Annotated in this window: 11 protein-coding genes; 8 read left to right on the top strand and 3 right to left on the bottom strand. The window is 47.4% G+C overall.

Features of this window, described 5'->3' with window-relative positions:
* The first annotated feature begins 49 nt into the window (after positions 1 to 49).
* The 3 genes from JWG39_RS12450 to dgt all read left to right on the top strand — a co-directional run bounded on the left by JWG39_RS12450 (position 50) and on the right by dgt (position 3644).
* The gene (locus JWG39_RS12450; RefSeq protein ID WP_205219740.1) at positions 50 to 1054 is read left to right on the top strand and encodes a cobalamin biosynthesis protein; all 1005 of its coding nucleotides are present in this window, start codon (positions 50 to 52) and stop codon (positions 1052 to 1054) included.
* A complete protein-coding gene (gene cobJ / locus JWG39_RS12445; protein WP_205219739.1) occupies positions 976 to 1746 on the top strand; it encodes a precorrin-3B C(17)-methyltransferase in 771 nt (256 codons plus the stop codon). The genes JWG39_RS12450 and cobJ overlap by 79 nt, the downstream gene beginning before the upstream one ends.
* Positions 1747 to 2195: 449 nt before the next feature.
* Positions 2196 to 3644 carry a dGTPase gene (dgt, locus tag JWG39_RS12440; protein ID WP_205219738.1) on the top strand — a complete coding sequence of 483 codons (1449 nt, stop codon included), beginning with the start codon at positions 2196 to 2198 and terminating at the stop codon, positions 3642 to 3644.
* Positions 3645 to 3786: 142 nt separating this feature from the next.
* Here dgt and JWG39_RS16845 read toward each other — a convergent pair whose 3' ends face one another.
* Complete coding sequence (locus tag JWG39_RS16845; RefSeq protein WP_275889008.1) at positions 3787 to 3921, bottom strand: hypothetical protein; 135 nt, start codon at positions 3919 to 3921, stop codon at positions 3787 to 3789.
* Between the two features lie 359 nt (positions 3922 to 4280).
* Between JWG39_RS16845 and JWG39_RS12435 the strand changes: the two genes are divergently transcribed.
* The 5 genes from JWG39_RS12435 (at position 4281) to JWG39_RS12415 (ending at position 8867) form a co-directional block, all read left to right on the top strand.
* On the top strand, positions 4281 to 4550 hold the full coding sequence (locus JWG39_RS12435) for a FeoA family protein (RefSeq protein WP_205219737.1): 270 nt from the start codon (positions 4281 to 4283) through the stop codon (positions 4548 to 4550).
* Positions 4551 to 4554: 4 nt separating this feature from the next.
* Complete coding sequence (locus JWG39_RS12430; RefSeq protein ID WP_205219736.1) at positions 4555 to 4788, top strand: FeoA family protein; 234 nt, start codon at positions 4555 to 4557, stop codon at positions 4786 to 4788.
* A gap of 2 nt (positions 4789 to 4790) precedes the next feature.
* The gene (gene feoB / locus JWG39_RS12425) at positions 4791 to 7133 is read left to right on the top strand and encodes a Fe(2+) transporter permease subunit FeoB (protein WP_205219735.1); all 2343 of its coding nucleotides are present in this window, start codon (positions 4791 to 4793) and stop codon (positions 7131 to 7133) included.
* Between the two features lie 90 nt (positions 7134 to 7223).
* Positions 7224 to 7445: a FeoC-like transcriptional regulator gene (locus tag JWG39_RS12420; protein WP_205219734.1), complete on the top strand. Its 222-nt coding sequence runs from the start codon at positions 7224 to 7226 to the stop codon at positions 7443 to 7445.
* A gap of 165 nt (positions 7446 to 7610) precedes the next feature.
* The gene (locus JWG39_RS12415; protein WP_205219733.1) at positions 7611 to 8867 is read left to right on the top strand and encodes a DUF2325 domain-containing protein; all 1257 of its coding nucleotides are present in this window, start codon (positions 7611 to 7613) and stop codon (positions 8865 to 8867) included.
* Between the two features lie 170 nt (positions 8868 to 9037).
* On the opposite strand, the gene JWG39_RS16840 is transcribed toward JWG39_RS12415, so the two are convergent.
* Together JWG39_RS16840 and JWG39_RS12410 are read right to left on the bottom strand one after the other, a co-directional pair.
* Positions 9038 to 9172 carry a hypothetical protein gene (locus tag JWG39_RS16840; protein WP_275889007.1) on the bottom strand — a complete coding sequence of 45 codons (135 nt, stop codon included), beginning with the start codon at positions 9170 to 9172 and terminating at the stop codon, positions 9038 to 9040.
* Positions 9173 to 9286: 114 nt separating this feature from the next.
* The gene (locus tag JWG39_RS12410; RefSeq protein WP_240192123.1) at positions 9287 to 12157 is read right to left on the bottom strand and encodes an ATP-binding protein; all 2871 of its coding nucleotides are present in this window, start codon (positions 12155 to 12157) and stop codon (positions 9287 to 9289) included.
* Positions 12158 to 12515: the final 358 nt, after the last annotated feature.

Here is a 12515-nt window from a genome sequence, read left to right as displayed (position 1 = left end):
AAACCTTTTGTGTCTGGATGCTGGTGACAACAATACAGGGGACTTTGCTGTGAAAATTGCTATTCTCGCGCTTACTTCCGGCGGTATCAAGCTGGCACAGAAACTGGAGGGCAGGCTGAACGCCTCCGTCCTCCCCAAAAAAAGAGGGGAAAAATTCTCCGGGCGGCTTGCCCGCGCGTGGTCGGAATATGATGCCTTTATCTGCATAATGGCCACCGGTATTGTGGTTCGCGCCATCGCCCCGCTGCTGCGTGACAAGACAATTGATCCCTGCGTCCTGGTGATGGATGAGAAGGGAAACAATGTCATCAGCCTGCTCTCGGGACATCTTGGTGGCGGCAACGCCCTTACCCTCAGAGTGGCACAGGAGATCGGCGCGAATCCGGTTATCACCACGGCATCGGACACTCTCAAACTGGCTGCGCTCGACCTCTGGGCACAGGAAATGCGGCTGGTACCGCCGCCCCGTCCGCAACTCAATGCGCTTTCGGCCCGGCTGGTTAACGAGGGCCGGTTGCGGGCGTGGTGTGATGTGGAGGTTACCGGACTGCCGCAGGGGCTGGAGATGACGACACACCTGAAAGATGCCGATTTTCTTGTTTCACACCGCCTCTACGCCGTTGAACTGCCCCAGTTTTATCCGCAGAATGTCGTCATTGGCACCGGCTGCAACCGCGATACCCCGGCCGAAGAATTTGAAACCGCCATGACCGGACTGCTTTCCGGTCTCGGCCTCGCTCGACAGAGCATCCGTAATCTGGCCAGTATTGATGCAAAAAACAACGAAGTCGGTCTGCTGCACTTTGCTGAAAAGAATCGGTGGTCTATCGATTTTTTCGATCGAGATGCCATCAATACCCTGAAAAATCTTGAGATCTCTTTTGCTGCAATGAAGGCAGTGGGAGCCATCGGCGTCGCCGAGCCCACCTGTCTGCTGAGCGCCGGAAGTGAGGTCCTGCTATCGAGGAAACGAAAATGGAAAAATATAACAATGGCAGCAGCACTGGCACCCTTTACGTTATCGGTACCGGCCCCGGAAGCAAAGGGTGTATGACCTTTGCCGCCGCAACGGCCATGAAAGATTCCGATGTCATCATCGGCTATAAAACCTACCTTGACCTGATTCCCGAATTTCTGGAGGGAAAAGAGGTTATCTCTTCGCAGATGATGAAAGAGGTTGATCGCGGCCGCGAGGCATTAAAAATCGCCGAAGAAGGGAAAACGGTATCGCTGGTCTCCGGCGGGGACCCTGGCATCTACGCCATGGCCGGGCTGGTACTGGAACTGGCTCAGAAGGAGGATTGCAGATGCAGGATTGAGATTATCCCCGGACTGGCGGCGATCAACTCCTGCGCAGCCCGTCTCGGCGCGCCCCTGATGCACGACTTCGCCGCCGTCTCTCTCTCCGACCTGCTCACCCCGCTGGAACTCATCTATAAGCGCCTCGATGCAGTGGCCGGTGCGGACTTCGTCGTGGCCCTTTATAACCCGCGCTCGAAAAAACGTACTGAGCAGATTGTTAAAGCCCGGGAAATCTTCCTGAAATACAGGAGTCCCGACAATGTGGTGGGTATCGTCACCAACGCTACCCGCGACAATGAGACCATCATCCTCACCACCCTCGACAAGATGCTTGAAGAGGATATCGGCATGCAGAGCACCGTGATCATCGGCAACAGCCAGACATATCGCTGGGGCGACCTGCTGGTGACACCACGCGGCTACAGTGAAAAATACAAAATGTGAGCATTTTTTTTCCTGTCGTCCTCATCGGCGACGGGAAAAAAAGCCTTCTCTCTTCTTCCAATCCTGATTGTTTTCCTTCGCGACCTTTATTCTGCCCTCCTCCGGTCTTCAACTTCACGTTTCTGGTTGAAAACAGTAATCATTCAGCGTACTTTCTTGAGGTACCTTAAAAAATCCGGTATTGCGTTCAATAACTTTGATATCGGAGTCTGGTGCTTACCTCCGAGGAGAAGTCTTTGACTGTAATAAAGAAGATGGGCGAAAGACTAATTATTCAATGCTCCCTTGAGTTGATTCAATGTTATGTAAAAATGGCAGGATCTGTTTAATCTCCAAATTAAATATTATCGAGAGCAATCGCATGATTTCTTCACTCTCCCCAACGCCCAAAAAACCTCCGAAACCCTCCTCAGACCCGCTCTGAAAAAGGGCGTGGTAAACGAGTAAACATGGACTACACTACCCGGCTTAAACCTTCTCGCTGTTGCACTTCCGCCATTCCCGGACGCAGTTTCAACGAGGAGATGGAGAGTGATCGTGGCCGTGCCGTCAACTCTGCCGCCGTGCGTCGACTGCAGCAGAAAACCCAGGTTTTCCCTCTGCAGATCAACGCCGCCGTGCGCAGCCGTCTCACTCACTCTCTGGAGGTACAACAGGTAGGGAGGCACATTTCCAAGATAATTCTTGACAGGCTTTCCAAAGCTGGCCAGCTCGATACACTTGGACTGCAGGGAATGGAAGAGGGCTTTATCTGCGCCGTTGAAACGAGCTGCCTGCTGCACGACGTCGGTAATCCGCCCTTTGGACACTTCGGTGAAAAGGCAATCAACCTGTGGGCCGAGAAGGTCCTGTGCAGTGAATATCACCACCGTTTTCCCGGGAAGCACGAAGATTTGCTGCGCGACCTCTGCAATTTTGAGGGCAACGCTCAGGGCCTGCGCATCCTGCACCACCTGCAGGCGCTCAATCTCACCCACACCCAGCTCGCCTGCCTGCTGAAATACACCCGTTCCGCTGCGGAAGAAGCACCGAAGCGTACCTCCATTTTCGGTTATCTGAAGAAAAAACCTGGTTATTATCTCTCTGAGAGCAAACTTATCAAGGAGATCGCCCATCACGTTGCCCTCTCTCCAGACTGCCGCTTTCCTCTCACCTATATCATGGAGGCGTCAGACGATATTTCGTACTGCATCGCCGATATTGAAGATGCCGTAGACAAGAACATTCTTACCATCCAGCGTCTGCATCAGCTCATTCTCTCTACCTGGAGGAGTTTTAAAGAGGAGAATCCCGAGGTTATCACCGCCGACTACCTGCCGAAGATCAGCGAAGAGGCCTTTACCCATTTCACCGTCGAGGAATTCAACAAGGACAGCGTCTATATTCTCGGGCTGCGCACGAAACTGGTGAACGACCTCTGTGAATATGCCGCCAAGCGCTACATCGACAACCACGAGGCGATCTTTACAGGAAATTTCGACGAATCCCTGCTCGACGGCTCCGATGAATATCACTTCGCCACGGAAACCCTGCGCCGCATAGCCATTGAACACGTCTTCTGCACCCCCGAGGTGGAGAATCTTGAGCTCAAGGGTTATGCGGTCATCTCCGGCCTGCTCAATATCTACTCCCCACTGATTAAACTGGACGGATTCCTGTTCGAACAACTCTGCTGCAACGGAAACCTGCCCGACCATCCCATCGAATCACGACTCTTCCACAAACTACCGAAAAAACAGACAGAGGCCTACTCCCGCGCGATAGACAAACTGCCCTCCTCTTCCGCAACGGCACAATGGGAATTCTACCATCGCTGCCGGCTGATTATCGACTACATCAGTGGCATGACCGATGGTTCTGCCCTTGCGGAGTATCGTAATCTGAAGGCTATTGACTGACAGGTTGTGTGCTGTCCCGGTTGGCAAGAATGAAAACCGCTATGTCCCGGCTGTCGTATCATTGCCCGATGTATCAGTTTCCGGGTGTAACGGGTTATCATTAGACAAGGCATGCCTTGTCTAACCACCGCCGCGAGAATTATTACGTCCTCTCAATCCCCACAAACGGTAGCATGATTTTCCCCAATCCCGCTGTTACCATGGCGAAGATCATTATTACGTTTTCTGCCACGTTTCCTGTCACCGTCACATTCCCGTCATCGTGTAGACAAGGCATGCCTTGTCTCTACATCATCGCCGGAATCATCGCTTCGTATTGATTTTTTCGTAAACGGTTTCTCAATCCGGGCATTACCATCGACGATCAATCCCTTTATTCGAATTGTTCATCTCTACGGGAATCTTTTGCTTTTTCCTGCCTCCTGCCCCCCGTCTCCTTTCTCCCTGTTTTTGAATCCGCCAATACAAAGTGTAAATGGTATTATACCCTTTTTGAATATTTGTTAGGCATGGCGAAATAATCTCTTGACCTTGAACTTTTGTCCTGTTATTAGTTGAACCTTAAATTGTACGTCAAGCGAAACTTAAGCATAATTCAGGACGCAGACAACCTTGAGATCAAAGACGGAGATATCGATGAACAAAGGATATAACAATCCATCAGTGAAAAATACCGGGCCATCCTTTCCTCTTGCTTTGGCGGGTGCCGGGGAGAGGGTGCGTGTTGTTTTTATCCAGGGTGGAGCACCCTTTAAGGAACGTCTGCTCAGCATGGGGATTCAGGTTGAGGACACGATGGAAGTTATTCAGTCCCGCCACAAGTGTGCTGTCCTGATTGCCAAAAGTGAAAATCGTTTCATGTTGGGTGGAGGTATGGCCCGGAAAATATATGTCACAAAGGAGTGAGATCATGGGAAAGACACTTGCAGACCTGGGAGTGGGAATGCGTGGCCGCGTAACTGGTTTTGATAAAGGAACCCAAAATTATCGAAAAAAATTACTGGCCATGGGGTTGATTAAGGGAACGGAATTTACCGTAAACAGGGTTGCTCCAATGGGCGATCCGATTGAGATCGGGGTTCGGGGCTACCATTTAAGCCTGCGTAAAGATGAAGCTGTAACGCTTACGGTGGAGGGCGTTTAACAATGAATGATTTTACCATCTGTGCAGTCGGTAATCCCAACTGCGGGAAGACCACCCTTTTCAATGCATTGACCGGAGCAAAACAACAGGTTGGCAACTGGCCAGGGGTAACAGTTGAGAGAAAGATCGGGTTTTACAGCCACGGGCGTCATAAAATTGAGGTCGTAGACACCCCGGGTATTTATTCTCTTTCTGCAGCCTCTGTTGATGAGGAGGTTGCACGAGATTATGTCCTCTCCGGTGAGGCTGATCTCATCGTTAATATTGTCGATGCCTCCAACCTGGAAAGAAATCTCTACCTGACCAGCCAGCTTCTGGAGATGCAGGTTCCCCTGCTTGTTGTCCTGAACATGATGGATATTGCCAGAGACAGGCAGATCGAAATTGATGTCGACGGTCTGTCCCGCCAGCTGGGCTGCCCTGTAATCCCCATGATTTTATCCAGGAATAAGGGCATTTTAGAGCTTAAAGATGCAATAAATATTGCTGTTAACAGGCCTTATACGGCTGCCACTGCAATGGTTACACATCCGGCAGAAGTTGAAGAGGCCGTGATAAAACTGCTGCCACTGGTAAAAAAGACTGCCACCGAAAAGGGCTGGAACGCTAAATGGATGGCAGTCAAATTGCTTGAAAACGATGATCAGATCATAGCAGCATCTTCTGCTGGTGCTGTCAGCAGAGCCCTGGAACTGCAGCGTGTCATCGAAGAGAAGAGAGAGGATGATCCGGATATCCTGATTGCTTCAGCACGTTACGAATTCATCAACTGGCTGACCAGAGATAATGTCACAAAGAAAGGGCAAATCAAGGACTCTGTGTCGGACAAGATAGACAGGGTCGTTCTCAACCGGGTTTTCGGTATTCCGATTTTTCTTGCGGCCATGTATCTGATGTTCATGTTTACCATTAATCTGGGCGGAGCCTTTATTGACTTTTTTGATCAATTCGCCGGTGCCATCTTTGTTGATGGCTTTGGTGATCTGCTTGTCTCTATCGGGATACCTGTATGGCTGAAAACGATACTGACCGACGGCGCGGGTGGGGGTATCCAGACCATGGCCACCTTTATTCCACCCATCGGCTTCATGTTTCTTTTTCTCTCCCTGCTCGAAGACTCCGGGTACATGGCAAGAGCGGCCTTTGTAATGGATCGGTTCATGCGAATCATAGGTCTGCCCGGGAAATCCTTTATCCCCATGCTGGTCGGATTTGGCTGTAATGTCCCGGCGATCATGGCCACCAGAACCCTGGAAAATCAGCGTGATCGAACGCTCACCATCATGATGAACCCTTTCATGTCCTGCGGGGCCAGACTGCCAGTATATGCGCTGTTTGCTGCGGCCTTTTTCCCCACTGGCGGGCAGAACCTGGTTTTCCTTCTCTATCTGATCGGGATCGCTTTTGCCGTTCTTACCGGTCTTATCCTGAAAAACACTCTGCTCAAGGGAGAGACAACTCCATTTATCATGGAACTGCCGCCATATCATCTGCCGACAGTCAAGGCTGTTCTGCTGCGAACGTATGACCGGCTGAAAACCTTTCTGTTCAAGGCTGGCAAAGTGCTGGTGCCGGTGATTGTTGTCTTGGCATTTTTGAATTCTCTGGGAACTGATGGCTCCTTCGGGAATGAAGATACGGAAAATTCAGTTCTTTCCTCCATAAGCAAAACTATAACCCCTGCTCTTCATCCACTGGGAGTTACGGATGAAAACTGGCCTGCGACAGTTGGGGTATTTACCGGTATTTTTGCCAAGGAAGCCGTTGTCGGCACACTGAATGCGCTCTATAGCGGTATGGACTCCTCAGCAGCTGCCGAGACTGGAGATGAAGAAGCAGAAGAAAAATCTGGCTTCCGGGAAGCAATCGGTGCCTCCTTTGCCACCATTCCTGCCAACCTTTCCAACCTCGCAGAAACTCTCCTCGATCCCCTGGGACTGTCTATTGGCGACGTCTCCGATAAAAATGCTGCTGCTGAAGAAATGGAGGTCAGCGCAGGGACCTTTGGCTCCATGGTAACCCTGTTTGGCTCGAAGGTGGCCGCTTTTTCCTATCTGCTCTTTATTCTGCTCTATTTCCCATGCAGCGCAGCTGTTGCAGCAGTATACCGGGAAACAAATCTGAACTGGACGCTGTTTACAGGATTCTGGACGACGTTCCTGGCGTATTTCGCCTCTACTCTCTTTTACCAGGTGGCAACTCTCAGCAGCCACCCGGCAAGTTCATTGATGTGGATTACTGGTGACCTGCTGGCCCTTGGGACTGTTGTTGCTGTCATGAAGGTACTGGGTGCAAAAAAAAGGGATACCATCTCCACCCCCCTCATGGCAGCCGCGAAAGCCTGATTCGAAAGCCTGATTCAATCGCCATAAGGGTACCCATAAACAGAGCGGGGAGAGCTTTTCCCGCTTTCATCTTTACTACAGGTTCTCACAGTGACTCCCATCGAAATTCGAAAATATCTTCAGGAACGAAAGCTGGCAACATTGCATGACATTGCACTTCATTTCAGGATGACAACCGAAGCCATCAGCCCCATGCTTGAACTTTGGATACATAAAGGCAAGGTAAAAAAACATCTGAGCAGCCTGGGATGTTTCAAAGGATGTTGCAAGTGTGATCCGGCGACCATAGAAACGTACGAATGGCTCTCCTGAGCCGTCTCACAAGGATACTGAACGTGTTCCATCGACTCTGCGCAAAGCATGGTCATATAAGAGATTAAACTGCCGCATAAGAAAATATTATGGCGAAGTCTTTTTGATTTAAATATCAGGCATTGCCAACCAAATAAGCAGCACCCGATCAACAGGAGGTTTCAAATGGGAAGGGCATTAAAAATACTGAGCAAACAATCTCCCGCATCTCAAAGAAAAAAGCTCTGGTCAATAGACCAGAGCCATATCTGCTCTGTGCTCGGAACCTGTTTCAGGAAATCCGATTTGAGAAAAATGGCGCGTAAGAAACAGTTTGGATTGAATTCGGAAGACAGCGACTTTCTGCTTCATTTGGCGCTGGTCAACCAGGTTGGTGCCCGGACTCCCACGCCCAGGGCGTTAAACAAAATGCTGGATAACATATATAAGGTTGCGATTCACCGTTACGCCAAAGTAAAGGATGATCAGGCAATCAAAGCCTTCTGGGAAGAGGATATCCTGAGTGGCAATATACCGGGAGCATATTGGGCAATCATGACCCACCCTTCCGCATCTCTAGAATTGATTACAGATATTTACGGTCAGGTACAGATGATGGGGCATGATACCCTCAGGAATTACCAGAGGGACAACAGAGCGTTTGGTAACCTGAAGGAAAAAGTTGCTCTTCTTGAAAAAGTCTCTGGCAACGAACGACAACAACATTTCAAAGAAAAAAAAGATCTGGAAAAGAAACTCTCTGATTTGTCCGAAATGAAGCAGTTACATATTTCCCTGCAGGCAGAAAATTCAAAACTGAAGACTCTGCTTGACCAGAGTTCTGCTGGAGAATCTGGTAATCTTAAACAGCAGCGTGATGAACTCCGACGACATATCGCATATCTTTGTGGTCGTCTTGACAATCTGAGCGAGGAGTTGGAAGTCAAAGAAAACATGCTTAAAATCGCAGAAAAGACTGTGAATAATCTTGAGAAAACACAAACAGGGATTTATTTTGAAAACGAAAAATTTCGGCAGGAAATCATGTCGCTTGAGGCCGTATTGCACCCCCAGATATCCACAACCTGTAATTGCGCAGACTGTGAAGATCGAGACACCAATCGTTGTCCCGGGCCAGATTTATGTGGCAGGAAGGTTCTCTATGTAGGCGGTCGACAAAGCCTGGTTCCCATGTACCGAAGGCTTATTGAAAGACAGGGGGGCAGCTTTCTGCATCATGATGGCGGTATTGAGGTTGCCCGCGCCAGATTACCGGAAATGTTAACCGGCGCAGATGCAGTCGTATGCCCGGTTGACTGCGTCAGCCATGAAGCCTGCACCTGCGTCAAAAAGGTGTGTAAACGCTATATGAAACCCTATGTAATGATGCGGAGTTCGGGGTTGTCATCCCTTACAAAAGGATTGGCTGAAATTTTCCAGTAACAGGCAGGGATCATAGAGAAAACCGCCGTGCCCCCACAAACGGCGGCATAATTCGCCCATTACCACCAACCAGCGTCACATCATGAAGGGGTCTTCAATTACAATGACCGTTCTGTTTCCGCCTCCGTAGAGACAAGGCATGCCTTGTCTAACCACAGCCGCGAGAATTATCACGCTCTCCCAATCCCCACGAACAGCGGCATAATTTCCCCCAATCCCGCTGTTTCCATGTTGAAGATCATTATTACGTCTTCTGTCGCGTTTCCCGTCACCGTCACATTCCCGTCACCGTGTAGACAAGGCATGCCTTGTCTCTACATCATCGCCGGAATTATCGCTTCGTGTTGATTTTTCGAAAACGGTTTCTCAATCCGGGCATTACCATCCACGATCAATCCCATTCTTCGATTTCGACTCATCTATTCTTGAACAGATTTTTTTTCATCAAACATGTCACGTATTTTTTTGGAAAGCTGGCGTGTCATAAACGGCTTCATAAGAAAACCATTTATCCCCATAGATATTGCTTTTTCTTCAGACATGTTTTCACTGAACCCTGTACAAAGTAATATGGGAATATCAGGACGTATTTTGATCAATTCAATTGCAAGTTTATCTCCTGCCATATTGGGCATTGCAAAATCAGTGATGACCCCATCAAAGGTATCAGGGTGAGCTTTAAAAGCTTCAAGGGCATCAATACTGCTGGTTCGTGAAGTTACTTGATAACCCAACCGCTCCAGCAGTCGTTTTTCCATCTTTATGATGACTTCTTCATCATCCACTAGAAGAATATGTTCCGTACCTCTCTGTATTGTTGGTTTTTCTTGATTTTTTTCTTTTTCAAAAGAATTCTCAACTCGGGGAAAATAAAGATGAAATTCCGATCCTTTACCAGGTTCACTGTAGACATAAATATTGCCACCGGCACTCGTTACAATACCATGTACAACTGAAAGCCCCAGCCCTGTCCCCTTACCTTTTTCTTTAGTAGTAAAAAATGGATTAAAGATTTTTTCTTTTAATTCCTTATCCATGCCTATACCTGTATCCGCAACTGTAAGGCAAAGATAAGTACCTGGTTCCATATTTATGATATCCTGTTTGTCCAGTTCTATTTCGTTCAAGCTGATTTTCATTTTTCCGCCTGTTTTTTCCATGGCATGATACGCATTCGTTGTCAGGTTCATGATAATCTGATGAATTTGTGTAGGATCAGCTTTGATAACACCACAATCAGACCTGATATCCTGAACGATCTCAATAGTCGTTGGGATTGTGGACCGGATAAGTTTTAATGCCTCTTTGATAACAGGTTGTATTTTAATGAGTTTCACTTCAGAGTTATTTTGACGGGAAAATGTGAGGATCTGTTGTACCAGCTTTTTTGCCCTCAAAGCACTGGTGTAAATCTCCTGTAAACTCTCCCGGAATGGACTTTGGGGGGGAATATCATCCAACAGCATCTCCGTATGCCCGATAATTGGGAAAAGAATGTTGTTAAAATCATGAGCTACTCCTCCGGAAAGCGTACCAATGGCTTCCATTTTCTGAGCTTGTTGAAGTTTTTCTGCTAAAACCCTGGCTTTGTTTCGTTCAGTGATATCGCGCAATATACCAAACACCCCTATCGCTTTTCCCTGCCGGTCTCTTCGAAGATTTAGCGTCATTTCCACTGCAACATGCTGACCAGAAGAAGTTTGGCGAATAACTTCTACCCCCTTTAAATTGCCTTCTTTCAACACTTTTTGTATCAGCTCTTTAGCCTCATTCTGAAATTCATCTGGACAAATCCGGGTTATAGATTTACCTAAAATCTCATCAGCTTTCCAACCGAAAAGATGTTCGGCACCAGAGCTAAACAGCGTAATCGTTCCCTCTAAATCAATAGCCATAATGGCATCGATTGACGCTGCCAGGACGCTACTGTAGCTCTCTTCCAGTGTCTGGTTTCGATTTTCCATTTCAATAGACCAGAGGGCGAACGAAATATCTTCGGCAACTTCCTCAAAAAGTGTTTGCTCTTCTTTATCTTGAAAAAAAAGCGAGGGAACAACTACGCATATATAACCGAAAAGCATACCGCTGTGTGCTAAAGGAACCGCCATCATCGCAGCTTCCTCCTCACTTCTGGCCAAAGGGCACCCTTTACATTTATTACACGGCATATGCATCATGTAAAGTTTGTTTGCTGCTATTATTTTCTCAATACAGAAGGGCACTGTTCCCGACTCGATGTATGTTTCAAATTCTGAAAATTTCAGATCAAATCCAGCATGATAATATGGTGCTGCCAGTTTTCCCTCTTTAATGTTACCAATCCAGACACGGTGATACCCCCGTGCTTCAATAAAAATACGGCAGACTTCCCGGAGCAGCCGGCTTTTATCATTTTCTTTGATGATTAACTTATTTACATCACGTATACCATGTAATACACGATTAAGGTGGACAAGTCTTTCATTCAATATAGTTTTATTTTGCACCATACGGGACAAGATAGCAGCTCCAAAAATCATAATAATAATATAACAGAAACGCATGAAAACAGAGTGAGGATTTACATCCAAAACGATCCAATGCCAAATATTCTTTTCATTCATTGGTTGAAATATATAACCGATCATTCCATCTAATCCAATAAACAGTATCCCAATCAGAATTGCACCTGCATAAATAGTCGTAATATCTTGTTGTGCCGTTTTACGAGATAAGCCAAAAAAGCGCCGTATCGGACCTATGCTTAATGTCACATAAACAGCCAATAAAAGAATACAGGCTGTAATAGTATGTTTAATGGCAATGGTGTGACACCACGACAAAGGGACATACGCGTTTGTAATTTCAGAATCCCATGGGGGAGGATTTAAAGTGACGAGCCAACAAAAAATCGTATAGAACCCAAGTTCTATAAATATTCGAAAAGGAATTTCAACAGCAAATGAAGAAAGATACCAGTGGGATACAGAATTATGCCGACGATAATCTGACCAAAAGCCATGCCAGATGATCCACAAGGTAAACACCGGTACCGCATAAAGAATTCCCCAGCCGTCACTGTACCAAAGCCACCACATACTTTGGCAGCCTCCGGCTAAAGCTGCAATCAGCCCATACCTCCATCCCCAGGCGATAGATGCCAGTAATGGGAAGTAAAGCCCTGCAAGAATGCTGACTTTAAAAGAAGGAAGTTCAATAAGTTGTATATTCTGAAAATTGATCCAGAACCCCAACAGACCCAATAATATTGCTGTAAGAACTTTACTTGAGTTGTTAAAGGCTAAATTCAAAACGCTCTCCTTTTACCAATGGTTTTTGGCAATTTTTTATGATCAACTGCTGAATGAGTACAAGAAGTGCAACAGCGCGATACAAAGAAGAGTGAGCTGCCGGTATGGTTATGGTTACCTTGCACTGGTACCGGCACTCGCTGTCAGCAACTCACGTTTTTAGAAAGGTACCAGATCATGGCCTTTCTTCAAACAGGAAGATCTCAGACTGAGCTTACCTGTACATTGAATCAGTGGTGTCCGGTTAGAAAATTGCATGTTTCTTTTTTAACCGTTTTCGTGGTCGTGGACTGCATTTTCGTTTGTGTATTTGCATAGCTGCTGCCTGTTCTGCTGCCTGCTGTCTTGCTTCATTACG

The sequence above is a fragment of the Desulforhopalus vacuolatus genome, assembly GCF_016918505.1.
Lineage (GTDB): Bacteria > Desulfobacterota > Desulfobulbia > Desulfobulbales > Desulfocapsaceae > Desulforhopalus > Desulforhopalus vacuolatus.
The sequence above is the reverse complement of the archived record's forward strand: the minus strand, read 5'-3'. Positions and strand labels throughout refer to the sequence as shown.